Source organism: Aeromonas sp. 600948 (assembly GCF_049174875.1).
GTDB lineage: Bacteria > Pseudomonadota > Gammaproteobacteria > Enterobacterales > Aeromonadaceae > Aeromonas > Aeromonas veronii_A.
This window is the reverse complement of the sequence record NZ_JAAKTY010000008.1, coordinates 74,144-100,278: the sequence shown is the minus strand read 5'-3', so window position 1 is coordinate 100,278 and position 26,135 is coordinate 74,144. Positions and strand designations below refer to the sequence as shown.

Below are 26,135 nucleotides of genomic sequence, written 5' to 3'. Positions count from 1 at the left end.
CCATAACAGACGGCCGCCCTGATGATGAGCTCCGCAAGGAGAGCATCGCCAGGGCGGCCGTTTTGCATCCAAGTTTATATGTAAGGGGGCGCTAACCCCTGCTGGTGCCGTTATGCAGGACCAATTCGCTCCATCAGGCTCATATGGGATGAGCCATCGTGGCGCTTGAGATTCTGGCGATACTCGAACTGGCGCTGGCTCTCCTGCTTGAGCCCCAGCATCAGCGAATAGCACATCGCCAGCATGATCACCGAGAAGGGCAGCGCCGCTATGATGCTGGCCGCCTGCAAGGCTGCCAGGCCGCCAGAGACCAGCAGGATAGCAGCAACCAGCCCCTGCCCCAGACCCCATACGACGCGGTGCAGTACCGGCGGCTCCTGATCACCGATGGAGAGCAGAGTGGTGATGACCAGCGTGCCCGAGTCACTGGAGGTGATGAAGTAGGTGCAGATGAGCAGGGTCAGCACGGCCTTGGCGATCCAGCCGAAGGTATCCCAGTGCAGCAGTTCGACCGTCTTGTAGAGCGCCAGCGTCACATCCTGATTGACCGCAGCGACCACGCCGCCACCGCCAAACAGCTCCAGATTCATCGCCGTACCGCCAAACACGGTGAGCCAGAACATGCCGAGCAGCGAGGGTACCAGCAACACACCGAGCACAAACTCGCGGATAGTACGCCCCTTGGAAATACGGGCGATAAACATGCCGACAAACGGCGCCCAGGCAATCCACCAGCCCCAGTAAAACGCCGTCCAGCTCGACTGCCAGGCCGAGGTGCCGTTGGCCTCGGTGTTGGTCCAGAAGCTCAGTTTGACGATGTTCTGCAGGTAATCACCGATGTTCTGTACATAGGCGTTGAGGATATAGGTGGTCGGCCCCAGCACCAGAAAGAGTGCGAGTACGAAGACGCTCAGCCAGATATTGAGCTCGGAGAGGATCTTCACCCCGCGCCCGACCCCGGAAACCGCCGAGAGGGTGGCGATCAGGCTGATACCGCCAATCAGCCAAAGCTGGTTGGACTGCGACACTGCCATACCGAACATCTGGTTGAGGCCGGTATTCATCTGGGAGACCCCCAGACCGAGGGAGGTTGCCACCCCGAACACGGTGCCGAACACCGCCAGCACATCGGCCGCATGGCCCCAGAAGCCGTAGATGCGCTCACCGAGAATGGGGTAAAGCACGGAGCGAATAGCCAGCGGCAACTTGCGGCGATAACTGAAAAAAGCCAGCGACAAGCCAACGATCACATAGATGGCCCAGGGGTGCAGGCCCCAATGGAAAAAGGTGAGGCGCATGGCGATCTGGGCCGCTTCCGGGGTCATCCCTTCGGTAATGAACGGATTGCCCTGCAGATGGTTCATCGGCTCGGCGATGCTCCAGAACACCAGACCGATCCCCATGCCCGCGCTAAAGAGCATGGAGAACCAAGCGAAGTAGCCGAACTCCGGTACCTGGTCGTCGTCACCCAGCCGGATGCTGCCAAAACGGCTGAACATCAGGTAGACAGCGAAGAACAGGAACAGGGCGACCACCAGAATGTAGTACCACTTGAACCCGGCAATAATCTGATCCTTGGCACCGACAAACCAGGCGGCTGCGGTATCGGGAACAAAAACGCCAAACAGTAAAAACAGGGTGATCACGGTGAGGGCCGTCATGGCCATGGTGGGGTTGAGGCCTTTCAATAGCCCTTTGCTTGCTCGCATCCAGCCTCCTTAGTCGTTGTTGAAAAAGTCTTCGCCCACATGATCACCGGCCCCGCCGATGGCGCGATAGACCAGTTTGCCGGCTGCCTGTTTGCGGTGATCCACCAGCGAAACCGAGGGCTGGCCGTTCACGGCGTGACGCTTGCCGAGGAAGATGGCCATGGGGACACCCTGATTGGAGACACCGCTGGTGATCCAGAGGCGGTTGAAGTCGTAAGAGCCGCCGATGAACTCCAGCTGGGCCAGGCCGGTATCGAGGCCGGTCAGATAGAAGTTCATGGCGCTTTCGTCAGGAAAGAGGTGCACCAGCACATAGGCGTAGCGTAATTCATTCACCAACTCCTTTAGGTTGAAAGTACCTGTCTCACTGCAAGAGAGGGGTAACTCACCATCATAGTGGTGTACCTTGAGGTTGTTGGGGTCTTCATCATAGGCAGGCTGATAACGCACAAAAGCCGAGGTGTCCGGCAGTTCATAGCGCACTCTAACCACACGTAACTCGGCCACCAGAGACTTGATATCCAGCTCGTCATTCATCATCTCGCTCCTCAAATGTCAGGGTGAATTCCGTGAAATGCCCGACAACCTAACACAAAATTGATTAGAGCAAAAACCATTACAACAAAAACAATATTGACCTTGTAACGAATTAGGCGGAAAATTTTGCGCCTCTCCATAGCCCTCAAATGACGCACACCCCATGGAAAAACATGATGAAGTACTGGTCGCCCTGCGCCAGATTATTCGTGCCATCGACATGCACTCCAGGCGCTTGATCAAAGAAGCCGGGCTCACTTCCCCGCAACTATTGCTGCTAAAAGGGATCGACGAGCTGGGACAGATCTCCATGCGTCAGCTGGCCGATCACACCAACATGAGCCAGGCCACCGCCACTACCATCATGGACCGATTGGAGAGCCGTCAACTGGTGCAGCGCGTTCGCAGCAATACCGACAAGCGCAAGGTTCACGCGACACTGACTGACGCAGGCCGCGCCCTGCTGGCCCAGGCCCCGACCCCGCTGCAAGAGCGCTTCATCCAGCGTTTTCAGGCGCTGGAAGCGTGGGAACAGACCCTGCTGCTCTCCTCCCTGCAACGCATCTCCACCATGATGAATGCAGACGAAATCGACGCTGCCCCGGTGCTGAGCGTCAGACCCCTGACCGAAGAGCAAGCTTAAACAGCCACAGAATGACAGACATAAAAAAAGCTCCCGACCGGGAGCTTTTGTCTATCAGGCACCGGAGATAATTACTCTTCCAGGCTGATACCGATATTGGAGACGCCATCCTGAGAGGCGAATGCTCTGATAGCCAGGATACGATCGCTGTCGCGCTCATGGGCAACCCGCTTGAGCAACTCGACCTGAAACTCCAGCTCGGCCTCCATGTACTCGTGCTCGTAGAGCTCCTCTTCTGTCAGATCCCGCTCCTCCAGCAGCTCGATAAAACCGGCCACAGTGCCAACGGAGGCATGGCTGGCATCGTTGGCCTCTTCGCCAACCCGGCAGATCACCGAGTTGTAGGCGCAGCCCAGTGCCACACAGGCATCCAGCGCCGGATAGGCGCCGTAGGATTCAAACTTGCGGGGATCCGGGATATGGGCTTCTAACTCTTCGAGAATGGCTCCCAGATTGACACGTGAGCCCTTGACGGTCAGATAGTTCCACATCTGATCCAGCGCGTGCCGGAAGGCATCTGCATTGCCAAAACCGGAAGCCTGGCTGAACAGGGCATAGTTGGGGTACATGCGCTCTGCCAGCGCCAGGGTGTAGACGGTCTGTTGCCAAGGCTGTAGCTCGGCCAGTCGCTTATAAAACTTGTCACCAAACACTGGAGTCGGATCCTTTGCAAAATGTGGGGCAGATTGTAGCCCACGAGGGGCGTGGCGAAAACGAAAAAGCGCCCTGGTCGGCTATGTTGCGCTGGCAACTCGGGTAAGATGGGACGAGAGCGGCATCTTGTCGCGCCGCAAATTCTGATAAGGAACAAGAGTATGAGCCAACGTACCCTTCTTTTGCTCAGCCAGGATAATGCTCACTACGAACGTCTGCTCAAGGCGGCCAACCTCCCTCATCTGCGCATTCTGCGGGCCGACAACCCGAGCGATGCCGAACAACTTATCGGCGAGGCCCATATTCTGCTGGCAGAGCCAGCCCGCGCCAAGCCACTGCTGCCCAAAGCCAACAAGCTGAGCTGGTTCCAGTCCACCTATGCCGGGGTCGACGTGCTGCTCGATCCGGACAGTCGTCGCAACTATCAGCTCACCAACGTGCGCGGCATCTTCGGCCCGCTGATGAGCGAGTATGTCTTTGGTCATCTGCTCAGTCTGACACGCCAACTTCCTCTCTATCGGGAACAACAAAGACAACGACTCTGGCAGAGTCACCCCTATCAGGGGCTCAAAGGGAAAACCATGCTGATCCTGGGTACCGGCAGCATTGGCCAGCATATCGCCCACACCGGCAAACATTTTTGTATGAAGGTGCTGGGCATCAGCCGCAGTGGTCGGGAACGTGCCGGGTTTGACCAGGTTTATCAACTGCCTGCGCTCAACAAGATGCTGGCGCAGGCCGATGTCATCGTCAGCGTGCTGCCTGCCACCCGCGATACCCGTCATCTGTTCAATGCCGCGCGCTTCGAACACTGCAAACCGGGCGCCATCCTGTTCAACGTCGGTCGTGGCAGCGCTGTACACTCGGGTGACCTGCTCACAGCGCTGCGTACCGGCAAGCTGGCAATGGCGGTGCTGGATGTATTCGAGCAGGAGCCGCTGCCCGCCGACAGTCCACTGTGGGGACAACCCAACCTAATCGTCACCCCCCACAACAGCGCCTACAGCTTTCCAGAGGATGTGGCCCAGATATTTGTACGCAACTACATTCGCTTTATCGATGGCCAGCCACTGGATGGCAAGATTGACTTCGACAAGGGTTACTGACCAACACTGCTCATGCAAAAAAGCCCCGCCAGTCTGGCGGGGCCTTTTCATTTCAGCTAGTGGCTACAGCGATTAACCGGCGGCCAGCTCCTTGCGGTAGCTCTTCACCTTGGCCAGGAACTGGCGACGCTCCTTGCCACTGAGCGGTTCAGCCATCGGCAGCTTGGCGGTCATGGCATTAACCGGACGGTTGTTGATCCGCAGCTCGTAATGCAAGTGAGCACCAGTCGAGCGACCGGTATTGCCGGAGAGGCCGATCTTGTCGCCCATCTTCACCCGCTGACCGGTTTTGACCAGCAACTTGCTCAGGTGCAGATAACGGGTAGAGAGGGTTCGACCGTGCTTGATGACGATATAGGTACCCGCCAGCGGGTGGCTGGTCGCCTTCTGGACCACACCGTCACCCGTGGCCAGTACCGGGGTACCCACCGGAACGGCAAAGTCGGTCCCCTCGTGGGGACGGATAGCACCAGTCACAGGATGCTTGCGCGCGGGGTTGAAGTTTGAGCTGATCCGGTAACGACTGTGGGTCGGATAACGGCGGAAACCACGCTCCAGGCTGTTGCCCTGACCATCGTAATAGTTGCCATCATCGGAGAGCCAGGCCGACACCGTCTTGCCCTGACTGATCATTTCCACACCCAGCAGCTGGCTGTTACCGGTGCTCTTGCCCTCGACTGTCTCCTGGCGTACCAACACCTTGAATTTATCGCCCTTTTTCAGATCCTGGGCAAAGTTCATCCGCCACTGGAACAGGTTGGCAATCTTCTGGATATGATTGGCAGGAATGCCAGCATTGCGGGCACTGACATAGAAACTGCCGTTGATCACGCCACTGTAACGCTGCGGCTGCCACTCGACCTTCTCGTTGATCATGGAGGCAGTATAAGCATCGTCACTGCGCGCCATCACCAGCGTCTGCTTGATGTTCAAGCGGATCTTGAGTTGTTGCAGAATGTTGTCCTGATCGATCAGCAGCTCTATGGTCTGGCCCGGTTTCAATCTGGCCAGATAGTTCTTGCTGTCCGCATCAAGTACCTTGTAGAGAGTAGTGGTAGAGAGTCCCAGATTGTTAAAAATGGCGGTCAGGTTCTCACCATTACGCACTCGGTAATCCTGCCACTGCGGTGCGGTATCAACAGGGATATCGTCCTCTGCCGCACTCTGATCAACCAGTTCGTGGTCTGGGATTTCGTTAAAATCGGTGTTGTTTTCGTTGGTTGCCGTACCGGCGGTATCAATGGGCAACTCAAGGCGAAGAGGCCGCTCCAGGATATCCCCCGGCGCTGGCAGCAATGCCACTGCTGACAAGGTCATGGCCGTCAGCATCAGCATGGCGTAAAAATGTTTGCGGGGAACCGGTGGTTCCCAATTGGCAGCCTGTGCTACCAAGGGACGGAGACGTTTCATCCGCTATCCTGTATTTAGATCCAAGAGAGAGTATTGCGATGTCAGTTGTGACAAAACCGTATAAAACTGTTTTTTGGACAAAACAAATTACAAATAGTTCATCACAATCTGCATGAACCTCACATTTTATGCATAACACGCCCTGATGGGCAGAAATGATCGCCTTTTTTAACTATTTTTTCCTATTTTTAAGAGCCGGGTCGGACTCGATTCGGCATTAAAAATTCAAATGTTGCGATAATTTTTCCATGGAGTGGATATGACGTTATCAAAACTGTTGCGCTGGATAATCCTTGTACTGTTCCTGATTGGTGCAGTTATGTTGTTCGTTCTTGAAGTCTCCACAGTCCGCCAGTCAATCCTTGATCAGATGTCGGCCAATCTGGAGACCGCCATCACAGCCCTTGGACTGGTACTGCAAGGCACCCTGCTCAATGATGATCAGGTGCTGGCCGAAACCATCGTCAATGCCATGTTCGATGGCGGTTTCGTCAGCTCGGTCATGCTGGTGGATCCGGATGGTCAGGTGCTGTTTCAGAAGGTATTCCACTCTACCCAGCAGAATGTTCCCGGCTGGCTTCCCTCGGTTATCGGCATGCCCCCCGTCAAGATTGAGCAAGAGTTGACCGATGGCTGGCGCATGCTGGGCACTCTGACCCTTGAGGGACATAGCGGCTACGCCTATCAGCATCTGTGGAATGCCATCAGTCGCACCGGTCTGGCGCTGTTGGCGGGCCTCGTCGTATTTACCCTGATCATCTCCCTGGTGTGCAAACGCCTGCTGCAGCCCCTGGAGCAGATCAACCTGCAGCTGATCCGTATCCGCAAACACCAGTTCAACAGCACCCTGCCCACTCCCTGGTTGCAAGACCTTAAAGAGGTGGCACTTTCCATCAACCAATTGGTTTCCGAACGCAAACGGGATCTGCTGCAACAACGACTCAAGATCACCCAACTGGGAAAACAGCTTGCCCCAACCATGCCACAGCCACTGCAAGGGCTAAGCCCACTGCCGGAAGGCGGGCAACTGCAAAAATTTGTCTCCACACAAGGGGAGATCGCGCTCTATCAGCGTTTCTTGCCCAGTCAGCCCCTCGGTGCCGACAGCGCTCTCGCAACCATCCAGAGCGCCCTGCAACAGTGGCAGCACTCTCATATAGAGGGGATCTTGCTGCCCCTCTCCCTGCTCAATCACCCGCAATGGTCCGAGATCTCCCCCCTGCTAAGCCAGGGCCGCGGCAAAACACTGGATTGGCGCTGGGATGTGGTCACCTTTCCCGCCCACGGCCAAGCCACATTGGCTGCGTTGCAGGAACAGGGGTGTGAGCTCGCCTTCAGCGCCATTCCCCTCAATGCGGATACCTTCAATCAACTTGACCCGCTCAATCCCATTTTTATCAGCTGTCAGCTGACCGATGCGCCGCTCTACTGGAATCTGCTCTCCCAAACCATGCATGCTGCTGGCTATACCCTACTGGCAGAATCGGGAGAGTGTCGCGACATCGACAAACTGCGGACCTGGGGTATCGATGGTTATGCCAAGGAGGCGCAATCATGAAGAAGCTCGCCATGCTGTTGCCTCTGCTGTGGCAACCCGGCCTGATGGCTGAAACCGTCACTATAACCACCGGGGGTGAGCAGGGGATTTATCACCAGATAACCAAAGAGTTTTGCCGTCTGGCCCATGAGGTCGATGAGCAACTTGCGTGCACATTGCAGAGCTCATCGGGTTCAATAGAAAACCTGAAGCGGCTGAAGAGTGGCGAGACCGCCTACGCCATGGTGCAGTCAGACTGGCTATATCAGGCAAGCCAGGGCTTGGGCCCTTTTGCCACGCAGCCGCAACCTGAGCTGCGCGCCCTGTTTGCCACCCATGCCGAGCCCTTCACCATAGTGATCCGTGCCGATGGTGATATCACGTCACTGGAACAGCTCAAGCTCGCCCCCATCGATATGGGGTTGAAGAGCTCGGGAACCCGCCAGACGGCGCTGACCCTGTTCAACATCTTGGGAGCGAAAGAACAGGATCTCGATCTGAAAAGCATGGCCAACCTGCCGGATGCGCTCTGCAGCAAGCAGATCGACGCATTTGCATTGGTGATGGGGCATCCCAACCGGATTGTGCTCGACACCGCCAAACGTTGCGCGGTCACTTTCCTCCCCATCGATGGGGCCACCCGGGATCAGCTACTCAAGGGGGTCAAATATTACCAACGTAGTCAGGTGCCCGCTCGTATCTACCCCGGCAATCTGAAGGCAACGCCCACCTTTGCCATTGCCGCCACCCTGGTTACCAATGCCAGCATGCCGGAAGAGTCTGTCTATCGTCTGACCAAGGCCATGCTGACCCAGCAGACCAAGTTCAATGAGCAGACTTATGGCTACGCCAATATGTTTCACCGGGCACGCAATAAAACCGGCCCGGTGCTGAGTATTGAGCAGCATCCGGGCGCGGCGAAATATTTCGAGGAGCTGAAAGCGGCGGGCAAACTATAGCTGACGGCGGGGAGAGCGCAGTTGCTCGCTCGAGAAACGGGTCTTCATCGATGTCCACTGCGCCAACCGATCGGCGCTCCCCGCCAGCGTCCCTTCCCGCCGTGACTTCATGATCCAGATGCTTTTGGCATCGAAACTGTAAACGGGAATGAGATCGGTACGCTTGCTGCCCGGCAGGATCCGGCTGTTGATGTTGTCGAGCACCAGTGGGTCAGCCTTGGGCGTAGGGAAGTAGAGCGTCACCATGTGGAACTGGTTGTAACGCACAGCCTTGACGTAGGCCAGCCGCAGCTTCTTCTCATCCACCCCCAGCTCCATCAAGGTGTAGTACTTGGAGATGCTGTAATCCTCGCAATCCCCACCCCGGGCACCGATGAACTCCAGCGGATTGGCCCAGTAATCCTCATCCCCCCACAGCTTGGGATCCTCGCTGTAGGTCAGATTGTTGAAGTAGTTGTTCACCAGCTCGATCTTCTGCTGGTCGGTTGTACCCGCTCTGGGGGTGAGCAGGCGAGAAAATGCCTCGGCCCGCTGGATGGCCCGGCCACCATACACTTCCTGCAGCTTGGCCCGCAGGTCCGGACTGGCAATATATTCGGAAAGACGCGAAGCCTGCACGTTGGCGCAACATAGCGCCAGTGTGCAGGCCGGGATCAACAACCATTTCATACCGGACACTCCATGTCAGATGCTGGAGGTCAGTATAGTCCGTCCGGATGAGAGACTCAGCCGCTAATCAGCGACATTGGGCAAATGCGTCTGCCAGTTGTTGCATGAATTGGGGATAACCATCCGGGCCGAGCGGCACCTGTTCACCCACCTCATCAAGCAACAGCACCTTGGCGCCAGTATTGCGTGCCACCGATTCGATCACTGCCGGTGAAAATTGCGGCTCGGCATAAATGCAGCTCGCCTGCTTCTCTTCCAGTGCCTTGCGGATATCCACCAGGGTCTTGGCGCCCGGGCGACGCTCAGGGCTCACGGTAAAGTGACCTTTTGAACTCATGCCGTAATGGCGCTCCCAGTAGCCATACGCCTCGTGGAAGACAAAGTACCCCTTCTCATTCACTGCCTTCATCTGGCCGGCAATCACCTTGTCCTTGGCATCCACCTTGGTATCAAATGCCGCGAGGTTGGCGTCATAGCGAGCCTGATTGGTCGGATCCAGCTTGCCCAATTCACTTGCGATCGCCTTGGCAATTACCTTGGCCTGCGTCGGGCCAAGCCAGATGTGGGGATCGACCCCTTCGTGATGATGCCCCTCATGCCCTTCATCATGGTCACCGTGCTCGTGGGCGGCATGATCGTGATCATCATGGTCATGGGAGTCATGACTATCCTGAGTCGCGTAGTTGAACAGCGGCATTCCCTCAACCTGAGTCAGGGCCAAAGCATGGGGATGATTGGCCAGCGGCTTGGCCATAAAACCTTCCAGCTCGGGGCCAACCCACACCACCAGCCCAGCACTGTTGATGTTGCGAATATCGGAAGGGCGCAGGGAGAAATCGTGGGGAGAGGCACCGGTCGGCAGCAATACCTTGGGCTCGCTCACCCCGCCAGTGATCGCCGCGGCGATGAAGCCAAGGGGCTTGATGGTGGTCAGAACCTCAATGGCACGAACAGGCAAACTCACCGCCAGCAGGGCAGTGAAAAGCACAATAATTCTCATTGGTGAATCTCGTCAGGGGGTGAGTATGTGATAATATAACAGCCGCTTTTTGTTATATTATAACTCTCACTGGCTGTAAACCCCGGAGTTGTCATGAACCAACTGGTAGAGCTGAAAGAGGTCTCTCTCTCGTTTGATGGACGCTCTGTGCTCGACAAGGTCTCCTTTACCCTCAATAAAGGCAAAATCACCACGCTCGTCGGCCCCAACGGGGCGGGCAAGAGCACCCTGAGCAAGCTGGTGCTGGGCCTGCTCACGCCGGATTCGGGCAAGATCACCCGCAGCCGCGATCTGAGAGTCGGCTATGTACCACAGCGCCTCTATCTGGATCCCACCCTGCCGCTGACAGTGCGACGCTTCCTGCAACTGGGCAAAAATAGCCGCCTCTCCATCGAGGAGGCACTGACCCGGGTGGGCGCAGAGGGATTGCTGGAAAACCGGATGCAGAAGCTCTCCGGCGGCGAGATGCAGCGCGTGCTGCTGGCTCGCGCCCTGCTGGTCAAGCCCGAGCTGCTGGTGCTGGACGAACCGGTGCAAGGGGTTGATATCACCGGCCAGATTGAACTCTATGCCCTCATCGGTCAGCTCGCCGCCGAGTTCAATTGCGCCGTGCTGATGGTATCCCACGACCTGCATCTGGTGATGGCCAGCACCCACGAGGTGATCTGCCTTAATCGCCACGTCTGCTGCCATGGCGAGCCGGAAAGCGTGGCCCGCCATCCCGAATTTGCCCGCCTGTTCGGGCGCCCGGAGCAGGAGGTGCTGGCGGTCTATACCCACCATCACCACTGCGACGGCGAACACCATCATCATGAACCGCAGGCCCCCGTCATCCGCCTGCCTTCTCGCAACAACGCTCACAGTAAATAGCGCAAGCAACAGGACATTCAAGTGGACAGCTTTCTGTTATACGCCCTCGCGGCCGGTCTCGGCATTGCCCTGCTGGCCGGCCCCCTAGGTAGCTTCGTGGTATGGCGCAAGATGGCCTACTTTGGCGACACCCTCTCCCACGCCTGCCTGTTCGGCATCGCGCTGGGCATTCTGCTGCAGGTCGATCTCACCCTGGCGGTAGTGGTCTGCTGCCTCGCCATGGCAATGCTATTGGTGATCATGAGTCGCAACCAGCAGGTGGCGACCGATACCCTGCTCGGCATTCTGGCCCACAGCGCCCTGTCTCTCGGTCTGGTTACCTTGAGTTTTATGGATAACGTGCGGGTGGATCTGATGGCCTACCTGTTCGGCGACCTGCTCTCGGTACAACCGATGGACCTGCTCTGGATCTACGGCGGTGGCGCGCTGGTGCTGCTCACCCTGTGGCGACTTTGGGATCCCCTGCTCTCCATGACCATCTCGGAAGAGCTGGCGCGGGTCGAGGGGATCCGGGTCGACGTGTTGCGCTGCGTGCTGATGCTGCTGATCGGGCTGGTGATCGCCGTAGCGATGAAGTTTGTCGGGGCGCTGATCATCACCTCCCTGCTGATCATCCCTGCCGCTACCGCCCGCCGCTTTAGCCAGACACCGGAGCAGATGGCCGGCTTTGCCGCGCTGATTGGCTGTCTCGCCGTGCTGGGTGGATTGACCCTCTCCTGGTATCAAGATACTCCGGCAGGCCCCTCTGTCGTCGTCTGCGCCACCAGCCTGTTTGTCCTAAGCCAGTTTAAGAAAGCTTGATGCCACGCTAGAGCGGCATGCTCTGGCGTGTCTCCATCATCAGCCACTGGCGCAACCGGCTGATGGCGGGCTCATGGGCCCGCGAGCGCTTGCAGGTAAAGTAGAAGGCATCCCCCGTCTCCAGCTGGTGTACCGGCAAGGCCACCAGCTGGGGATCATCGGGCCGCAGCATGTAATCATTCACGAATGCCACCCCCTGATCCCAGGCCGCCGCCTCCATCGCCAACAGCACATGGCTGAAGTGGTGCATCCGTGCCTCGTCCGGAATAACCAGCCCGCCGGCCTTGGCCCAGCGCTGCCAATCCTCCCCCCGCGCCTTGTAGATGGACTGCACCGACAGCAGCGGCAACTGCCAGATGGCCTCAGGCCACTCCCCGCTGATCTGCTGCAACAGGCGGCGACTACAGACCGGAAAGAGCCGCTCCTGATAGATAAGATCGTGGCAGTAGCCCCGTCCGTGGGGTGAGACTGTGATAAAGCAATCCGCCACCCTATCAGATAGCTCAGGATCTTCCGCCACCATCTCCAGACTCAAATCCAGCTCGGGGTAGAGCTGGCGCAATCCAGCCAACCGCGGGATCAGCCACTTAACCGCAAACGAGCTGTAGACCGCGAGGCGCAACCGCATCTCGCCGCCACCGCGCAGCTGTTCGCTGCTCTGGGCAATCTGGCTAAGCCCGGCAGCAATCCCTTCGAAGTAGCTCTCCCCCTGGGTTGTCAGCGAGAGCAACCGCCCCTGACGCAGCAGCAAGCGCTCACCCAGAAAATCCTCCAGCAGACGGATCTGGTGGCTGACCGCACTCTGGCTGACGTTCAGTTCCAGAGCGGCGCGGGAGAAGCTGAGCAGCCGGGCCACCACCTCGAAATATTGCACCGCACGCAGGGGAGGAAGCTTCATTATCTAAATATCTCATGAATGGTCATTTTTTATCATTTTACTGGATATCAACCGGCACGCTACCCTCCCCTCATCTGAAGTGGGAGGTGGTATGAATGCAGTAGGGATCGGCATCCTTTATCTGGTGCTGGGCAATATGGTGGCGGTTTTTTCCGATGCGCTGGTCAAGGTACTGGAGCCGGATCAGCCCATCTTCCAGTTTGTCTTTTTCCGCCAGCTCTCGGCCGCCATTCTGCTGATGCCCTGGCTGCTCTGGTCATGGCGCCGCAATCCACCGGTGGCCATCAAGTGGCACCTGCTGCGGGCCCATATCTGGGCGGTCGGCGTCTGTCTGATGGTAGTGGCCCTCACCCGCTTGCCGCTCGCCACTGCCAACGCCCTCTTCTATGCCGCGCCGCTGATGATGGTACCGCTGGCGGTGTGGATGGCGGGGGAAGCGATCTCGCGCCAGAAGGTGCTGACCGCAGTCATCGGATTTATCGGGGTACTGATCGTGCTGCGCCCGACCGAAGTGAACTGGGCCGCACTGGCGGCGCTCGGGGTAGCGCTGTCGATGGCGCTCAACAATCTGCTGATCAAGCGGATCCCGCTCAAGCAGCCCATCGCCCAGACCCTGTTTTTCACCAACGTGCTGAGCATGCCCTTCATTCTGGCGCTGGCACTGTGGGAAGGGGGCGACTGGCAGTGGCAGATGTGGTGGCCCGCCTTCGGATCTTCGGCGCTGATCATGGTCTATGCGGGATTGTGCGTGGTGGCCTATCGCAAGGCGGAGGCTAGCAAGATCGCCTCGGCGGAGTACACCGGTCTGCTGATGGCGGTGGCCATCGGGGTATGGTTGTTTGACGAGCAGCCGGGCCTGCCGCTGCTGCTGGGCTGTATCTGCATCGTCCTGCCACTTATCGCCATGGCGCGCAGCAAGCCAAAACCGCTGGCCGAGCCAGCGCTCTAATACTCAGGGTCTCCCCAGAAGCGGGGCGACCCTTTGCTGCAGATGGGGGACGATCTCCTCCTCGAACCAGGAATTCCTCCTGAGCCAGAGGGTATTGCGTGGGGAGGGATGCGGCAACGGCAGCCAGCCGGGGCCATAGTCGGCCCAGCTGCGCACCGTGTCGGTGAGTGACCCTTTGGCAGCCCCCCGCAGATAGTAGGCTTGTGAATATTGGCCGATCAGCAGGGTCAGTTCGATATTGGGCAACAGCATCAATACCTTGTCGTGCCAGGTGGGTGCACATTCGGGGCGCGGCGGCAGATCGCCGGATTTTCCCCTGCCGGGATAGCAGAGCCCCATCGGCATGATGGCGATGCGGGATTCGTCGTAAAAGGTGGCCTTATCGACACCGAGCCAATGGCGCAGCCTGTCACCGGAAGGGTCATCCCACGGGATACCGCTGGCATGCACCCGGGTGCCGGGCGCCTGACCGATGATCAGCAAGCGGGCACTCTCGGCCCCGCGGATCACCGGACGAGGCCCCAGCGGCAGATGAGCCTCGCACAGACGGCAGGCCCTGATTTGCTCAAACAACTTATCGATTCGCTGCATGACGTTGATAGTACCAGCATTTCCCTGCTTTCCCTCTTGTGGAAACAGGGCACTCCCCCTACTATCGCCATGGATGTTTAATTTAATAAACGGACAATAATGAAAAACTGGCTAGGTACCGGCACCGCGACCCTCTCCTTCATCCTGTGGGGGATGCTGCCGCTCTATTATCAATTCATGCCCGAGGTCAACATGTGGGAGCTGATCTCCCACCGGGTGCTCTGGTCTGTGGTGCTGCTGGGTGCCCTGTTTTTGCTGCTTGGCCACAAGGTGCCCTGGGCACAACTGCGCAGCGAGCCGCGCCAGCTCGGCCTCATTCTGCTGGCGGGTCCAGTGATGTCGATCAGCTGGTGCATGTTCACCTGGTGCCTCACCACCGGACAGGTACTGACCACCAGCCTCGCCTTCTTTATGACCCCGCTGTTCAATATCGTATTCGCCGTCATCTTCCTCAAAGAGCGACTCACCCCGCAAAAGCATCTGGCAGTCGCCCTGGCGCTGGCGGGGCTTGCCTACATGCTGTTCTGCTACGGCCAGCTCCCCTGGTTCTCCCTCATCATGGGGGCCAACTTCGCCTGCTACGGCCTTATCAAGAAGAAGATCCACTACGACACCGGCACCAGCCTCTATCTGGAAGCCATGGTGCAACTGCCCGTCGCGCTCATCATCATCGGCACGCTGGCGTGGCACGGGGAAGGGGCATTCGTGAACGGGGATTTGGCCGACAAGCTGCTGCTGATGGGCAGTGCGCCCGCGACTCTGCTGCCGGTGGGGCTCTTCTGCTATGCGGTGGCGAGAACCCGGATGAGCACGGTGGGGCTGCTGCAATATATCGAGCCCAGCCTCGCCTTCCTGCTCGCCATCTACTGGTTTGGTGAGGCGCCGGACCCCATCAAGGCGGTCGGTTTCGCCTTCGTCTGGGCAGGTCTGCTGGTGAGCCTGTTGCCGCTGCACCGGCTCAAGCGCCGCCCTCAGGGCGTACCGCGATAGGACTCCAGCACCTTGTGCCAGCGGGGATCCTTGTCCATCTGCTCGGCGATGTCGTTGAGGGTGGCATGCAGCTCTGGGCGAGATTTGGGCAGCAGGATATGGCGGGTATAGCTGGATTGGGGGAATGGCGAGATAAACAGCTTGCCCTGATAGTGGTTTGAGTCGATGAAAAAGCCCAGCGCGGAGCCAGGCACCATGGTCACATCGATGCGGCCGCGCACCAGCAGCTCAAGATTGGTCTTCACCTTCTTGGCATCGTGACGCTCCAGCTCTCCCCTTGCTGCCGCATCGTCGATCCCCTGATAGCGGTAGCCCTCCACCCCGCCGAACACCAATCCCTTGAGGGAGTCGGGTCCGCGATAGGTGATCGGCTTGTCGATGTTCGAGATTAGCTCGTTGGTGTCGCGCATCACCGGAAAGGTCCAGAGATAACGCTCGCGATGGGGATCCCCTACCCAGGCGGGATTGACCCAGACCACCAGACCATCAAAGTCGGGATCCGCCATCTCCAGCGCCAGCCGGGCGCGATTAACCAGCCAGAGCTCGATTCTGGGTTCCCCCCCCAACTTTTCATTGAGATACTTGACCAGCTCGCGGCTCAGTCCGGCATCCACTCCGGTATTGAAGGGCGGATGCTGATGGTAATCGTAGAGACGGATCGTCTCCCCCAGAGCCGGAACCGACAACAGTAACCACAACCAGAACCAGACTCTCATCGCACCTCCTTGCACTGCTTTTGAGTTTGGCACAGAGAAGTACAAATGATAAAACCTCCTGACGGGATATCCCCGCACGCCTCTCCCCCCTCTTCTCGCTGGTTTATCTATATGGTGCGCACCGCTACCGGCCTGCTCTATACCGGGATCAGCACGGATCCGCTGCGCCGTCTTCGTCAGCACCAGAGTGGCAAGGGCGCTCGCGCCCTGCGCGGCAAGGGGCCACTGACGCTGGCGTGGCAACAGGAAGTCGGCGAGAAGGGGGCGGCTCTGCGCCTCGAATATCGCCTCAAGCAGCAGCCGAAATCCTTCAAGGAGCAGCTGATCTACAGCCCGGCACTCTGGCAGAGCTGGAGCCCCCAGTGGTTACCCGCAGCCACCCAGCCTTGAGGACGACAGGCAAAAAAAGGCCACTCGATGAGTGGCCGGAAAGGGGAAATCAGGGAGCATCACACAACGTCTTGCACAACCTCAGGCGGGTTAGAGGTAGGTATTGGAACGCTTGCTGCGGTTGCTGATCAGCCAGCAAACCGCCAGTACCAGCAGCAACCAGGGAGCCAGCTTGATGATCAGAGCAAGCATGCCGCCCAGTGCCCCAAGCAGCACGAACAGACCGCTCACCAGCAACATGGCTACCAGGGTAAAACCGGTCAGTGCCATGACCAGCAGCACCACCAGCAAGATGAAAAATTCCAGCATAACTTGCTCCTTATCAGTACCTTGTCTGCCGACTGGTCAACCCTTCGGTCAATCCAGCCAGCGCTTCAATTCATAACGGGGCGGCATCATCAGCACCGCCAGCAGATAGGCGGCCAGTGCCAGCGGCGGCATCAGGATCAGGGCGAGCAGTGCCACCACCCGCACCGTGACTCTGGAGACCCCCAACCGCCTGGCAATACCGGCGCAGACCCCGGTCAGCTTGCGATGCACCAGATCCTTGGGCCAGGGGCTCATGATTACACCTCCGCCTTCTGGCCTTTGAGGCGAGCCAGCTCACGCTCGATCTCGTCATTGAGCTCCAGCTCGCGGAACTGGGCCTCCAGCGAGGGATTCTGCCCCAGGGTGGCCGCCTCCAGCTGGGCTTCCAGCTGATCGACCCGGCCCTGAAAACCATCAAAGCGCGCCATCAGCTCATGCATGCGCTGGTTGTCCACCTGGGCGCGAGCACGAATGCGGCTGTGGGCAGTCTGCTCGCGCAGGGTCAGCAGTTTCTGCTTCTCGCGCGCCTCGGTCAGCTTGGCCGCCAGCCGTTCGCTATCGGCGGTGAGCTGGGCCAGCACCTCGGCGACCCGGGCCTTGTCCTGCTCCAGCTGTTCACATTTTTTGACCTCCGCCAGCTTCTCGGTAAGGGCGGCGCGGGCCAGATCCTCACGTCCCTTCTGGATGGCGAGCTCGGCCTTGGCCGACCACTCCAGGATCTGCGCCTGCAACGCCTGCTGGTGACGCTCCAGCTGTTTCTGTTCGGCAATCACGCGGGCGGCCTGGGTACGCATCTCGACCTGCACCTGCTCCATCTCTTCGATCATCAGGCGCAGCATCTTCTCCGGCTCTTCACTCTTGTCGAGCAGGCTGTGCAGGTTGGCATTAATCACGTCGGTCAGGCGGCTGAATACGCTCATGGTCTGGCTCCTTGTTGATGGGATGGCTATCTCTTCCCATAGCATTACAAGAGCCGTGCCAAGAAAAATTATTGTTTTTTTACATATAGATGGGAATTTACTGAGGAAATTCAAGATGGGCTTGTTGGTGAGAATAGCCAACCTGGTGGTGATTTTTACCAACAAAAAAGGGAGCCTGTGGCTCCCTTGTCGATTCGTCTGCGATATCCGTCAGGCGGCGTGGCTGTGGCCCAGCTTGCGGTCCAGTTCGGTCAGCTTGGCCTCCATCCGGGCGCGGCAGGTATCGGAGAGATCGCGAATGCCGCTGGCTCCGTGCTCCTTGCTGCAGACCGGCGCCATCACTTCCACCAGCACTTCGCCGTTGTCCCAGCGATTGAGGTCGACCTGACCAAAGTAGCTGGAGCAGACGATGGGCACCACGGGCACTTCAGCCTGTACCGCAGTGTGGAAAGCGCCCGCCTTGAATGGCAGCAGGCCACGCCCCTGGGAGCGGGTCCCTTCCGGGAACATCCAGATGGAGGTGCCGCGGTTCTTGATGCGATCCACCACCTGACCTATGGTGCCGATGGCACGGGAGCGGTTGGAGCGGTCGATCAGCACGTTGCCGGAGAGCCAGAAGATAAGGCCGAACAGCGGCAACCAGAGCAGGCTCTTTTTGCCCACTGCCACCACGCCAGGCTGCACAGCACCGGTCACGGTGAAGATGTCGAAGTTGCTCTGGTGGTTGCAGACGTAGACCGCCGGGCCGACCGATTTGACCTCGTCGGCCACCGTCACCTTGACTCGCAGCCCGATCAGCGGGCAGACCGCGTGATACATGCGGGCGAAAACATAGACGTTGTTGGGATGGCGCGGACGAACCAGACAGAGCAGCAGGCCGAACAGGAACCAGAAAATGAGCAGCAGACCAAGCAGCAGCACACGGGCAATTTTGAGCATCGAACACCTCGAGTTTTAACTCGGCGCAGTATACTGATCCCCCTTTTAGCGAACAAGCGTTCGCCAAACAGAACCGACCACCCCGTCGCGCCACACACAGTCCTGCACATCAATACGTCGCCGACTTGCCCCACCCGCCATTGGTCGTTAGGATGGCCCCATCTTGATGGACGGGGCGAACATGATTTTGCAACAACGGGTAGCGAAACATCTCCTGCTGCTGGTCTGCCTGCTGGTGCTCAATTGTGCGGCCCAGCCGCTGGCCCGGCTTGCCCTGCTCGATCACGCCCTCAGCTGTCAGGCACTGCCCGTTCCAGGCTCGGCAACGGATCAAGAGGATGCCAAACCGGCCAGCCCGCAGCCCACCAGCTGCCAGCTCAACGGCAAGTGGCTGAGCGCCGCCACCCTGCTCTGCGTCGAACAGCTCTTCTTTGCCGTGGCGGTGCTGATCGCCCTGCTGGCTCCCCTTTGGCGCTACACACCGCCACTGCCCCCTCCCAGAGTCATCTCGCCGCCCGAGCGGCGTCTGCACCTCACCCTCTGCATCTGGCGGGAATGATTCCGGCTCTTTGCCATTGGTCATGACTCATGTTTGCGAGACCATCGCCGCCTTCTTGCACCAACGGGGCACGACTGCGGCGTACTGAAAACAGATTTACGGCATGGCGTTGTTGCAGGGGAATACCTTGCTGCCCCGACGCAACCACGATGACTGCCGACTAGCTTGCACAAGGCTGGCCACTTCAGGCTGGCACTACCCGATTTTAAGGAGTATCCATGAAACCGACTCTGAGCGCCCTGCCCCTGCTGGCCTCTCTCTGCGCAACCCTGCTGGCTCCGACCCTGCACGCGGCCCCCTTCACCCCTGAACAGGAAGCACGCATCAAGGAGCTGATCCGCGAGACTCTGATCGCCAACCCCAAGATCCTCGACGAGGCGGCCGAGTCCTGGGAGAAGCAGAATGCCGCAGCCCAGGAGGCCCAGCTTGGCAACTTCATCAAGGGCAACAAGGATGTGCTGTTCAACAGCGCAACCAGCCCGCGCCTGGGTGCCAAAAACCCCAAGCTGACGCTGGTGCTGTTTACCGACTACAACTGCCCCTACTGCAAGCAGTTCGATCCCCAGCTGACCAGGCTGCTCAAGGCCTATCCGAATGATCTGGGGCTGGTGATCAAATTGCTGCCGTTCAAGGGGCAGAGCTCCGCCAAGGCAGCCCAGTACAGCCTGACCCTGTGGCAACAGGATCCCGCCCGCTTCTTCGCCCTGCACGACAAGCTGATGAGCAAGCAGGGGATGCTGACCGAGGCGGACATCAACAAGGCGCTGGCGGCCACCGGCAATGTGGCACTCAAACCGGAGGGTAAAGCCACCGAGGAGCTGCGCAACAGCCTGCGCATTGGCACCCTGCTGGGTGTACAGGGCACACCGGCGACCCTGATCGGCAACCAGCTGGTGTCGGGCGCCATCCCCTATGAGGAGCTGGAGCAGCTGGTGAAGGCCGAGCTGGCCAGGCAGAGCTAAGGTCGGGGTCGCCCGCAGGGGCTGGAGGCGCTCGCACTGCGGCAATGGTGAGCCCTCAGGTCACCCCGTCTCCATGCAAAGAGCCCGGTATCACTACCGGGCTCTTTTTTCAGGAAGGAAAGGTGACAAACCAGCTCTATTGGGCGGGCGCCATCATCCCCTGCCCGAGCCGCCCTCTGGCACTGGTACGCTCGGCTTCGTCAAGCACACCATCTCCGTTCTTGTCCATTTGGGTAAAGAGGGCCTCATGATGCGCCATGAACTGTTCCCTGGTCGTGTCCTGCATCGGCCTCATGTTGCCCATGTTCCCCATCTTGCCAGGCATGGCCTTGCCTGACTGCTGCATTGCCTCGTGCATCTTGGCCATGGCTGCCTCTCTCTCGGCAATCGAGAGGGTGCCATCCTTGTCACTGTCCTGCCGGGTGAAACGCTGCTCGGCTCTTTCCATAAACTGTGCCTTGGTAATGTCCCCCTTGATGAACATCAAGGGCTCATCGATGCTCTCATCGGCAGCGATGGCGAAACCGCCAAGCAGCACCATAGGCAGAAGATAAAATTTGAGCATGGCTGTCCATTCCTTAGTAAGGGTCTCGGTACGGCCGAGGCCAACTGACGATCGCCAAGATAATCCCCGGCGCCTCCTGTAGTGTAGTCCCTGGACTATTCCCGACAGGGAGACAGATCCCAAGGTGCCCCGTCACGCTTTTCTGCCAGTGACCTTGCGTCCTATTCATGGCGATGGCAGGAGGTTTCCGTTAAAATGACGGGTTTTTGCCGTGCCTGATTTGCCAATCCCCACCATCAGGCACTCGCAGCGTGAATCCTATGATGCCAGTGATGCAGGATCTGCCATGAACAACTACTTTCGGGTGCTGGGCGTCAAGTCCAACGCCAGCGAAAACGACATCAAGAAAGCCTATCGTCGGCTGTCGAACCAGTACCACCCCGACAAGCTGCACGGGGCCAGTGAAGAAGAGAAAGAGCAGGCAGCCATCAAGCTGCACCAGGTAAAGCAGGCCTATGAAGTGCTGTCCGATCCGAAACAGCGGGCCGCCTTTATCAAGGATTTCAACAACGTCATCGTGACCGACCCCGCCTCCGCCATGCAGGAGATGTGGGATCAGTTCTACCCCTGAAACAGCAGGCAGAAAGAGCAACTATGCAAAAGAGATGGGACCAGGCGCGGCTCAAGTCGCTGCAAAGCGATGCCAGCGAAAACATCGAATCCTACCGGGATCAGGACGACCCCAAGGGGCTGGAACAGTTCACCGACCAGATGAAGAGCCTGCTGCTGGCCGATATGAGCATGCTGGAGTTTATGCCCGAGTATCTGCCGCTGGCCCTCTATGGCCGGGTGCAGTTCCCGGCTAAGGCCAAGTCGCAGTGGAACAAGTGGCTCGCCAGCGGCGAGCAGCCGAGCTGGGACGAGTTCAAGGTGAGCGTCGGCTTCAACAACGCCGCCCTGCCGCTGGTCAAGGCGGTGCGGGCCCAGAGCGAAGATCAGCTGATGGAAGCCTGCGCCGTGCTGTTCCTGCTCGACAACCCGCTGCCGCGCGGCAGCCACCGCAGTGATGACGACTATGAACTGCGCGACGAAGAAGAGGAAGACGGGGAAGATGCCGACGCCGACTACCATGGCGGCAGTGACCGCTATGGTGATGACGACGGCGATCAGGATATGTACGACGAAGTCCGTTTCTAATTGGGGCAAGGCATGAGCAACAGTCTGATAGAAATTACCGCCATCGAGATCAAAGAGCTGGCCGTTATCGAGCCGAAGCAGGCCAGCGAGAAGTTCGAGCTGATCGCCAAGACCATGTCTGACGACCAGCTGGCAGAAGTGATTGAAAACATTGATATCGTTACCCTGACCCAGATTAACGGCCAGCACGACATCTCCTTCCCCTCCATCATCTCCGAGCTGATGACCCCGGAGCGGATCCGCGACATCGTCTGCCAGCAGCCGCTCTACTGGGAAGAGGCGATCAAGAACAACGCCGACGAGCTGCAACAGCACACCTTCGACTTCCTCAACTACCTGATCCGCACCCAGGATAGCGAAGCCAAGCAGCGCGAGATCCTCGAATGCGTAGCCGAAGATCCGGCCGGCCTCTTCTACCTCGCCATCCCCTTTATCGAGTTCTATCGCGGCGATCGCTATGAAGAGGACGAAGGCTATCGCGACGTGCTGCACGCCGAAGAGGAAGATCTCGAAGAGTCCCTGCGCTACAGCGAGCGCCAGCAGAGCGAAGATGCCCACGACTATGCGCTGGACGACCCGCGCAGCCTCCTGATGCTTATTCGCGAGCTGGCCCCCGAGGTGGAGAAAGCCATCAAGGCGCTGCTGCGCAACGAGCACTCCAGCTGGGACGGCATCATCAACAAGTTTGCCGCCGAACTGGTGATGCAGGCCAAAGAGAAGAACAAGGTCGAGGAAGACGAGTACGGCGACGTCGACGACATGTTCAGCTTTCTGGATTAAGGAGCCCATTCATGCAGTTAGTCATTCGCGATGCCAACCAGGGCCCCTTTCTGACCCAGGTGCTGCGCTTTGGCCGCGACAACGAACTCTTGAGTCAGCAACAGCTCGCCGCCATCAAGGGCAAGGCGGTGCTGATGAGCCTCAAATTCGCCGACAAGTATTACAACAAGTACAAGATGCACCTGCTGGAGCAGGCGGCCCACGACGTCATCGGCGTGGTGAGCCTCGGGTTGCAGGAGCTCTCGGCGCGGGATCTGGCCAAGGCGCTGGCGCTGCTGCAGGCACCGGAAGGCCCCATCAAGCCGTTCCAGAAGGGCTGGTCGATGCTCATCACCGTCAGCCCCAAGCAGACTGGCAACAGCCTCTACGGTGACGTGGATGCGCGGCTCTTGGACAAGATCTCGAGCCCGCCCGATGTGGAGGAGTGGCAAGGGTGGCAGGAGTACGAGAAGGCGCTGACCGAGCACAACAAGAGCCGCCTGATGGAACTCATCGACCAGCACTTCTTCGCCTGCGAGAGCGACCACCCCACCATGGAGGATAAACTGGCCGAAGCACTGCTCTACCGCATCCTCTGCGGCAAGGGCAGTGGCGCCGCCCCCCTCAAGGTGAAGCAGGATCTCAAGCGCAAGCTGGCGCGGGAGATTGAGCTCGACGAGGGCTGGTATGACACCGACTACCTCGCCGCCCAGCTCGCCCTGATGCTGAGCGCGCTGCCTGCCGACATGGCCGCCGCCCTGCGCCAGGAGCTGAGCCCGGGCTTTGTGCCCAACCTGCTCCACACCCTCGGCTTTGTGCGCCAGTACCAGCTGCTGCAAAAAGAGAACGCCTCGCCGGAGAAGCTCGACAACGTCGAGATGCGCGCCGGTCTCAAGCACCCGCTGCTCGGCTGGCCGCTCTACCACGACTTCTAAGGCCGCTTTCGCCGCCCATCAGTCGCACCACAACGCCCGGCCCGCCGGGCGTTGTTCTATCCTCCCCTCACCCTCTCCCAAACAAAGAGAGAACACGCGCAAGTCACCCTGGGGCTTCCCCTTACCTTCCCGATATTTATTCACTCAATGCCCAAGGATGAATAAACAACCTGCGATACAACCACTTGGCGCCAGCTGCGTTTCGGGACAACAAAGCGGGACGCAGATCCCGCTACAGCGCCAGAATCAGCACCAAATAGCCGACTGGATCACATCAACCGTGCCGCAATCGCGTGGTAAGCCGAGCTAAAACCGCGACCCAATAACGCATAAAAAGGCGGAATAGATCAATAAAAAGCAATTAATCGCGCCGGATTAAATTTCAGGTATGGCTATTTGTACCGCTTGGCCGCTAAATGACAGACCGGCCTTCAGACCAGCATGGAAGCGCACAAGGCTAGCCGGCAGCAGACCGGTACGCTCTCAGGACGAGTAATGATTTTCTTCTCTCACAGGAGACAGACCGTGAGCGCTTCGAATCAACACCCCACCATTCCCCCCGGCTCCGGGGCGCTGTTCTTTATCCAGACCTTCTCGACCCTGGGGTTTGCCGTGCTCTACTCCACCCTGGTGCTCTACGCCACCAAGCGGCTCGGCTTCAGTGAATCCCAGGCCAACGCCATGATGGGGGTCTTCGGGGCCTTCAACTATGGCCTGCACCTGTTTGGCGGTTATCTCGGCGGGCGCTACCTCAGTAACCGCAACCTGTTCGTGATGGGGATGGTGCTGCAGGTGATCGGCTGCTACTTCATCGCCGAGATGGGGATCACCGGCCTCTACTGGGGGCTCGCCATGTTCCTCACTGGCAGCGGCCTCAACGTCACCTGCCTCAACATGATGCTGACCCAGCGCTTCGCCCCGGATGATCACCGCCGCGAGAGCGCCTTCCTGTGGAACTACGCCGGGATGAATCTGGGCTTCTTTATCGGCTTCACGGTGGCGGGCTACTTCCAGCTCACCGAGGATTACCGCACCCTGTTCCTGTTTGCCACGCTGGGCAACATCATCGCCATCATCGCCACCTTCGCTTGCTGGCCGATTCTGGCGGATATCAGTACCCCGCTGCGCCATGTCAAAGGGAGCGGCTTCTACCGCCGCATGCTGGCCGGGATCGCCATTCTGGCCATGCTGGTGCCGGCGCTGCGGCTGCTGCTGACCCACGCCAGCTTCAGCGGCAGCTTCGTGCTGATCCTGGGGGCCGTGGTGCTGGTGCTGCTCTGCGTGATGACCGCCCGCCACCCGGACGCCGCCGAGCGCAGCCGCATGGTGGCCTACCTGATCCTTGCCCTCGGCTCCCTCATCTTCTGGTCGCTCTACCAGCTGGCGCCCATGGGGCTGATGCTCTTCTCCGAGCACAACATCAACCTCAGCGTGTTCGGGCTGCGGGTCGCGCCCCAGTGGATCCAGAACATCAACACCCTCGTCATCGTTATCGGTGGCCCGCTGATGGCGCTGCTGTTCAAGCGACTGCGCGAGAAGGGGTGGAATATCGACATCCCCTCCCAGTTTGCAGCCTCGCTGTTTTGCATGGGGCTCGGCATGCTGGTGCTGCCGATCGGCATCCATCTGGCGGGGGCCGACGGGCTGGTCGCCTTCAAGTGGATCGCCATCAGCTATGTGCTGCAGAGCTTTGGCGAGCTGCTGATCTCCCCCATCGGCTACGCCATGATTGGCAAGCTGGCCCCCGCCAGCCTGCAAGGCTTGATGATGGGCTGCTGGATGATGGTGACCGGCGTCGCCTCTGTGCTGGCTGGCTATGTCTCCGGCGCCATGCCGCAAAATATCGGCAGCACCCCGATCGCCACCAACCCGGGTTACAGCTCGGTATTCAATATGCTCGGCTGGGGCTCGCTGGCGGGCGGCGTGGTGTTGCTACTGCTGGTGCCCCGCCTGCGCCAGCTGATCGCCTCGAAAATCACCCCGCCTCCGGCGGCGACAGCTATCCCCGTCTGATCGGTTTGAACCACTTGGCGGCGTGAGCCGCAGAGAAGACCAGAGGCCCCGCCATCATGGATTGCGGGGCCTCTGCTTTTGGTGGGATGGATCGTTTAGACTTCGCTAATCAGCGCAAATCGCCTTATCCAGCAAGGCAATCCGGTTACCTTCAGAGTCCTGAAACTCGGCCACCTTGATGGCTTCCCCCACCAGGGTCACGGGATAAAGTAACTTGGCGCCCGCCGATAGAGCAGCCGCCATGACACGATCAATATTGTTCACGGTCAGATAAATACGCGTGCCATCCAGACTCGGAACATAGCTCTCCCCTTTAGCCAACGCACCGGAACAGCCCTCAGCACCATCAATAAGCGGGAATAGCGCCATCTCATTGCCATCGATATCAGCACGCTCGAACTCGATATCAAAAACAGCAGAATAAAAGGCGATTGCCCGCTGCATATCCGTCACCGGAATTTCAAAATGCATCCCAATATTTACCATCTAACCCCTTCCTTGTTAGCTAGCGATAGCACCGTGCAGACCGAATCATGCCCCCATTATTGCCATGAAGCCATCCATCAGATCCACGCAGACGGGTCAAAAGACCAGATGGTGCGCTGAGA

The 26,135-nt window shown here is 58.8% G+C and carries 31 protein-coding genes; 16 read left to right on the top strand and 15 right to left on the bottom strand.

The window, feature by feature from the left end:
- Positions 1 to 110: 110 nt before the first annotated feature.
- Both G5182_RS09180 and G5182_RS09175 read right to left on the bottom strand, forming a co-directional pair.
- Positions 111 to 1,709: a BCCT family transporter gene (locus tag G5182_RS09180; protein ID WP_421254345.1), complete on the bottom strand. Its 1,599-nt coding sequence runs from the start codon at positions 1,707 to 1,709 to the stop codon at positions 111 to 113.
- A 9-nt stretch (positions 1,710 to 1,718) separates the two neighbouring features.
- Complete coding sequence (locus tag G5182_RS09175) at positions 1,719 to 2,246, bottom strand: hypothetical protein (protein WP_421254347.1); 528 nt, start codon at positions 2,244 to 2,246, stop codon at positions 1,719 to 1,721.
- A 163-nt stretch (positions 2,247 to 2,409) separates the two neighbouring features.
- On the opposite strand from G5182_RS09175, the gene G5182_RS09170 reads away from it, so the two are divergent.
- Positions 2,410 to 2,889, top strand: coding sequence for a MarR family winged helix-turn-helix transcriptional regulator (locus tag G5182_RS09170; RefSeq protein WP_216952087.1), 480 nt, complete (start codon positions 2,410 to 2,412; stop codon positions 2,887 to 2,889).
- 71 nt (positions 2,890 to 2,960) lie between these two features.
- Here the strand turns inward: G5182_RS09170 and G5182_RS09165 are convergent, their stop codons facing one another.
- Entirely contained in the window at positions 2,961 to 3,542 is a 582-nt protein-coding gene (locus G5182_RS09165) for a YjaG family protein (RefSeq protein WP_216952088.1), read from the bottom strand.
- A 162-nt stretch (positions 3,543 to 3,704) separates the two neighbouring features.
- On the opposite strand from G5182_RS09165, the gene G5182_RS09160 reads away from it, so the two are divergent.
- Positions 3,705 to 4,649: a D-2-hydroxyacid dehydrogenase gene (locus G5182_RS09160; RefSeq protein WP_216952089.1), complete on the top strand. Its 945-nt coding sequence runs from the start codon at positions 3,705 to 3,707 to the stop codon at positions 4,647 to 4,649.
- Positions 4,650 to 4,721: 72 nt separating this feature from the next.
- Here the strand turns inward: G5182_RS09160 and mepM are convergent, their stop codons facing one another.
- Positions 4,722 to 6,059, bottom strand: a complete 1,338-nt coding sequence (mepM, locus tag G5182_RS09155; protein WP_216952090.1) for a murein DD-endopeptidase MepM — start codon at positions 6,057 to 6,059, stop codon at positions 4,722 to 4,724.
- 259 nt (positions 6,060 to 6,318) lie between these two features.
- Between mepM and G5182_RS09150 the strand changes: the two genes are divergently transcribed.
- Positions 6,319 to 7,617, top strand: a complete 1,299-nt coding sequence (locus G5182_RS09150; RefSeq protein ID WP_227341428.1) for a LapD/MoxY N-terminal periplasmic domain-containing protein — start codon at positions 6,319 to 6,321, stop codon at positions 7,615 to 7,617.
- Positions 7,614 to 8,555 carry a TAXI family TRAP transporter solute-binding subunit gene (locus tag G5182_RS09145; protein WP_227341429.1) on the top strand — a complete coding sequence of 314 codons (942 nt, stop codon included), beginning with the start codon at positions 7,614 to 7,616 and terminating at the stop codon, positions 8,553 to 8,555. Before G5182_RS09150 ends, G5182_RS09145 begins: the two co-directional genes overlap by 4 nt.
- Here the strand turns inward: G5182_RS09145 and G5182_RS09140 are convergent.
- Both G5182_RS09140 and znuA read right to left on the bottom strand, forming a co-directional pair.
- Positions 8,550 to 9,224 (bottom strand): transglutaminase-like cysteine peptidase, encoded by a 675-nt coding sequence (locus G5182_RS09140; RefSeq protein WP_005335848.1) that lies wholly within the window; start codon positions 9,222 to 9,224, stop codon positions 8,550 to 8,552. The genes G5182_RS09145 and G5182_RS09140 overlap by 6 nt on opposite strands.
- Before the next feature lie 67 nt (positions 9,225 to 9,291).
- Positions 9,292 to 10,224: a zinc ABC transporter substrate-binding protein ZnuA gene (gene znuA / locus G5182_RS09135; protein ID WP_421254344.1), complete on the bottom strand. Its 933-nt coding sequence runs from the start codon at positions 10,222 to 10,224 to the stop codon at positions 9,292 to 9,294.
- A 93-nt stretch (positions 10,225 to 10,317) separates the two neighbouring features.
- On the opposite strand from znuA, the gene znuC reads away from it, so the two are divergent.
- The gene (gene znuC / locus G5182_RS09130; protein ID WP_421209341.1) at positions 10,318 to 11,094 is read left to right on the top strand and encodes a zinc ABC transporter ATP-binding protein ZnuC; all 777 of its coding nucleotides are present in this window, start codon (positions 10,318 to 10,320) and stop codon (positions 11,092 to 11,094) included.
- Between the two features lie 21 nt (positions 11,095 to 11,115).
- Complete coding sequence (znuB, locus tag G5182_RS09125; protein ID WP_033115078.1) at positions 11,116 to 11,895, top strand: zinc ABC transporter permease subunit ZnuB; 780 nt, start codon at positions 11,116 to 11,118, stop codon at positions 11,893 to 11,895.
- Between the two features lie 7 nt (positions 11,896 to 11,902).
- Here the strand turns inward: znuB and G5182_RS09120 are convergent, their stop codons facing one another.
- The gene (locus tag G5182_RS09120) at positions 11,903 to 12,793 is read right to left on the bottom strand and encodes a LysR substrate-binding domain-containing protein (RefSeq protein WP_040067029.1); all 891 of its coding nucleotides are present in this window, start codon (positions 12,791 to 12,793) and stop codon (positions 11,903 to 11,905) included.
- Between the two features lie 91 nt (positions 12,794 to 12,884).
- Here G5182_RS09120 and G5182_RS09115 point away from each other — a divergent pair, with 91 nt between their 5' ends.
- Positions 12,885 to 13,742: a DMT family transporter gene (locus G5182_RS09115; RefSeq protein ID WP_005335858.1), complete on the top strand. Its 858-nt coding sequence runs from the start codon at positions 12,885 to 12,887 to the stop codon at positions 13,740 to 13,742.
- 3 nt (positions 13,743 to 13,745) lie between these two features.
- On the opposite strand, the gene G5182_RS09110 is transcribed toward G5182_RS09115, so the two are convergent.
- Positions 13,746 to 14,333, bottom strand: a complete 588-nt coding sequence (locus tag G5182_RS09110) for a uracil-DNA glycosylase family protein (protein ID WP_421254343.1) — start codon at positions 14,331 to 14,333, stop codon at positions 13,746 to 13,748.
- A 99-nt stretch (positions 14,334 to 14,432) separates the two neighbouring features.
- Between G5182_RS09110 and rarD the strand changes: the two genes are divergently transcribed.
- Complete coding sequence (gene rarD, locus G5182_RS09105) at positions 14,433 to 15,323, top strand: EamA family transporter RarD (RefSeq protein WP_042052465.1); 891 nt, start codon at positions 14,433 to 14,435, stop codon at positions 15,321 to 15,323.
- Here rarD and G5182_RS09100 read toward each other — a convergent pair.
- Positions 15,305 to 16,039, bottom strand: coding sequence for a substrate-binding periplasmic protein (locus G5182_RS09100; protein ID WP_421172392.1), 735 nt, complete (start codon positions 16,037 to 16,039; stop codon positions 15,305 to 15,307). The genes rarD and G5182_RS09100 overlap by 19 nt on opposite strands.
- A gap of 45 nt (positions 16,040 to 16,084) precedes the next feature.
- Between G5182_RS09100 and G5182_RS09095 the strand changes: the two genes are divergently transcribed.
- A complete protein-coding gene (locus tag G5182_RS09095; protein WP_421249635.1) occupies positions 16,085 to 16,429 on the top strand; it encodes a GIY-YIG nuclease family protein in 345 nt (114 codons plus the stop codon).
- A gap of 90 nt (positions 16,430 to 16,519) precedes the next feature.
- Here the strand turns inward: G5182_RS09095 and pspG are convergent, their stop codons facing one another.
- The 4 genes from pspG to G5182_RS09075 all read right to left on the bottom strand — a co-directional run bounded on the left by pspG (position 16,520) and on the right by G5182_RS09075 (position 18,597).
- On the bottom strand, positions 16,520 to 16,738 hold the full coding sequence (pspG, locus tag G5182_RS09090) for an envelope stress response protein PspG (RefSeq protein ID WP_005335871.1): 219 nt from the start codon (positions 16,736 to 16,738) through the stop codon (positions 16,520 to 16,522).
- Positions 16,739 to 16,786: 48 nt separating this feature from the next.
- Positions 16,787 to 16,993, bottom strand: coding sequence for a PspC domain-containing protein (locus G5182_RS09085; RefSeq protein ID WP_043826074.1), 207 nt, complete (start codon positions 16,991 to 16,993; stop codon positions 16,787 to 16,789).
- 2 nt (positions 16,994 to 16,995) lie between these two features.
- A complete protein-coding gene (gene pspA / locus G5182_RS09080; protein WP_019446683.1) occupies positions 16,996 to 17,658 on the bottom strand; it encodes a phage shock protein PspA in 663 nt (220 codons plus the stop codon).
- Positions 17,659 to 17,868: 210 nt separating this feature from the next.
- Positions 17,869 to 18,597 (bottom strand): 1-acylglycerol-3-phosphate O-acyltransferase, encoded by a 729-nt coding sequence (locus G5182_RS09075; RefSeq protein WP_128815929.1) that lies wholly within the window; start codon positions 18,595 to 18,597, stop codon positions 17,869 to 17,871.
- Between the two features lie 181 nt (positions 18,598 to 18,778).
- Here G5182_RS09075 and G5182_RS09070 point away from each other — a divergent pair, with 181 nt between their 5' ends.
- Positions 18,779 to 19,156 (top strand): hypothetical protein, encoded by a 378-nt coding sequence (locus G5182_RS09070; protein ID WP_421249636.1) that lies wholly within the window; start codon positions 18,779 to 18,781, stop codon positions 19,154 to 19,156.
- Between the two features lie 218 nt (positions 19,157 to 19,374).
- The gene (locus G5182_RS09065) at positions 19,375 to 20,118 is read left to right on the top strand and encodes a DsbA family protein (protein ID WP_216952101.1); all 744 of its coding nucleotides are present in this window, start codon (positions 19,375 to 19,377) and stop codon (positions 20,116 to 20,118) included.
- Between the two features lie 136 nt (positions 20,119 to 20,254).
- Here the strand turns inward: G5182_RS09065 and G5182_RS09060 are convergent, their stop codons facing one another.
- A complete protein-coding gene (locus G5182_RS09060; RefSeq protein ID WP_216952102.1) occupies positions 20,255 to 20,683 on the bottom strand; it encodes an EF-hand domain-containing protein in 429 nt (142 codons plus the stop codon).
- 286 nt (positions 20,684 to 20,969) lie between these two features.
- Between G5182_RS09060 and G5182_RS09055 the strand changes: the two genes are divergently transcribed.
- From G5182_RS09055 to G5182_RS09035, 5 genes are all read left to right on the top strand, one after another.
- A complete protein-coding gene (locus G5182_RS09055; protein ID WP_005343121.1) occupies positions 20,970 to 21,254 on the top strand; it encodes a DnaJ domain-containing protein in 285 nt (94 codons plus the stop codon).
- A gap of 23 nt (positions 21,255 to 21,277) precedes the next feature.
- The gene (gene atcA / locus G5182_RS09050; RefSeq protein WP_421249639.1) at positions 21,278 to 21,820 is read left to right on the top strand and encodes a cold adaptation protein AtcA; all 543 of its coding nucleotides are present in this window, start codon (positions 21,278 to 21,280) and stop codon (positions 21,818 to 21,820) included.
- 12 nt (positions 21,821 to 21,832) lie between these two features.
- Entirely contained in the window at positions 21,833 to 22,600 is a 768-nt protein-coding gene (gene atcB, locus G5182_RS09045) for a cold adaptation protein AtcB (protein WP_279488428.1), read from the top strand.
- Positions 22,601 to 22,611: 11 nt separating this feature from the next.
- On the top strand, positions 22,612 to 23,514 hold the full coding sequence (gene atcC / locus G5182_RS09040; protein ID WP_421254342.1) for a cold adaptation protein AtcC: 903 nt from the start codon (positions 22,612 to 22,614) through the stop codon (positions 23,512 to 23,514).
- Between the two features lie 525 nt (positions 23,515 to 24,039).
- The gene (locus G5182_RS09035) at positions 24,040 to 25,527 is read left to right on the top strand and encodes a peptide MFS transporter (RefSeq protein WP_421254341.1); all 1,488 of its coding nucleotides are present in this window, start codon (positions 24,040 to 24,042) and stop codon (positions 25,525 to 25,527) included.
- Positions 25,528 to 25,632: 105 nt separating this feature from the next.
- Here G5182_RS09035 and G5182_RS09030 read toward each other — a convergent pair whose 3' ends face one another.
- Positions 25,633 to 26,013 (bottom strand): VOC family protein, encoded by a 381-nt coding sequence (locus tag G5182_RS09030; RefSeq protein ID WP_124241602.1) that lies wholly within the window; start codon positions 26,011 to 26,013, stop codon positions 25,633 to 25,635.
- Positions 26,014 to 26,135: the final 122 nt, after the last annotated feature.

Coding starts and splice junctions, on each gene's coding strand:
- G5182_RS09180 (WP_421254345.1), bottom strand. CDS start 1,709: ATGCGAGCAAGCAAAGGGCTATTGAAAGGCCTCAACCCCACCATGGCC.
- G5182_RS09175 (WP_421254347.1), bottom strand. CDS start 2,246: ATGAATGACGAGCTGGATATCAAGTCTCTGGTGGCCGAGTTACGTGTG.
- G5182_RS09170 (WP_216952087.1), top strand. CDS start 2,410: ATGGAAAAACATGATGAAGTACTGGTCGCCCTGCGCCAGATTATTCGT.
- G5182_RS09160 (WP_216952089.1), top strand. CDS start 3,705: ATGAGCCAACGTACCCTTCTTTTGCTCAGCCAGGATAATGCTCACTAC.
- mepM (WP_216952090.1), bottom strand. CDS start 6,059: ATGAAACGTCTCCGTCCCTTGGTAGCACAGGCTGCCAATTGGGAACCA.
- G5182_RS09150 (WP_227341428.1), top strand. CDS start 6,319: ATGACGTTATCAAAACTGTTGCGCTGGATAATCCTTGTACTGTTCCTG.
- G5182_RS09145 (WP_227341429.1), top strand. CDS start 7,614: ATGAAGAAGCTCGCCATGCTGTTGCCTCTGCTGTGGCAACCCGGCCTG.
- G5182_RS09140 (WP_005335848.1), bottom strand. CDS start 9,224: ATGAAATGGTTGTTGATCCCGGCCTGCACACTGGCGCTATGTTGCGCC.
- znuA (WP_421254344.1), bottom strand. CDS start 10,224: ATGAGAATTATTGTGCTTTTCACTGCCCTGCTGGCGGTGAGTTTGCCT.
- znuC (WP_421209341.1), top strand. CDS start 10,318: ATGAACCAACTGGTAGAGCTGAAAGAGGTCTCTCTCTCGTTTGATGGA.
- G5182_RS09120 (WP_040067029.1), bottom strand. CDS start 12,793: ATGAAGCTTCCTCCCCTGCGTGCGGTGCAATATTTCGAGGTGGTGGCC.
- G5182_RS09115 (WP_005335858.1), top strand. CDS start 12,885: ATGAATGCAGTAGGGATCGGCATCCTTTATCTGGTGCTGGGCAATATG.
- G5182_RS09110 (WP_421254343.1), bottom strand. CDS start 14,333: ATGCAGCGAATCGATAAGTTGTTTGAGCAAATCAGGGCCTGCCGTCTG.
- rarD (WP_042052465.1), top strand. CDS start 14,433: ATGAAAAACTGGCTAGGTACCGGCACCGCGACCCTCTCCTTCATCCTG.
- G5182_RS09100 (WP_421172392.1), bottom strand. CDS start 16,039: ATGAGAGTCTGGTTCTGGTTGTGGTTACTGTTGTCGGTTCCGGCTCTG.
- G5182_RS09095 (WP_421249635.1), top strand. CDS start 16,085: ATGATAAAACCTCCTGACGGGATATCCCCGCACGCCTCTCCCCCCTCT.
- pspG (WP_005335871.1), bottom strand. CDS start 16,738: ATGCTGGAATTTTTCATCTTGCTGGTGGTGCTGCTGGTCATGGCACTG.
- G5182_RS09085 (WP_043826074.1), bottom strand. CDS start 16,993: ATGAGCCCCTGGCCCAAGGATCTGGTGCATCGCAAGCTGACCGGGGTC.
- pspA (WP_019446683.1), bottom strand. CDS start 17,658: ATGAGCGTATTCAGCCGCCTGACCGACGTGATTAATGCCAACCTGCAC.
- G5182_RS09075 (WP_128815929.1), bottom strand. CDS start 18,597: ATGCTCAAAATTGCCCGTGTGCTGCTGCTTGGTCTGCTGCTCATTTTC.
- G5182_RS09070 (WP_421249636.1), top strand. CDS start 18,779: ATGATTTTGCAACAACGGGTAGCGAAACATCTCCTGCTGCTGGTCTGC.
- G5182_RS09065 (WP_216952101.1), top strand. CDS start 19,375: ATGAAACCGACTCTGAGCGCCCTGCCCCTGCTGGCCTCTCTCTGCGCA.
- G5182_RS09060 (WP_216952102.1), bottom strand. CDS start 20,683: ATGCTCAAATTTTATCTTCTGCCTATGGTGCTGCTTGGCGGTTTCGCC.
- G5182_RS09055 (WP_005343121.1), top strand. CDS start 20,970: ATGAACAACTACTTTCGGGTGCTGGGCGTCAAGTCCAACGCCAGCGAA.
- atcA (WP_421249639.1), top strand. CDS start 21,278: ATGCAAAAGAGATGGGACCAGGCGCGGCTCAAGTCGCTGCAAAGCGAT.
- atcB (WP_279488428.1), top strand. CDS start 21,833: ATGAGCAACAGTCTGATAGAAATTACCGCCATCGAGATCAAAGAGCTG.
- atcC (WP_421254342.1), top strand. CDS start 22,612: ATGCAGTTAGTCATTCGCGATGCCAACCAGGGCCCCTTTCTGACCCAG.
- G5182_RS09030 (WP_124241602.1), bottom strand. CDS start 26,013: ATGGTAAATATTGGGATGCATTTTGAAATTCCGGTGACGGATATGCAG.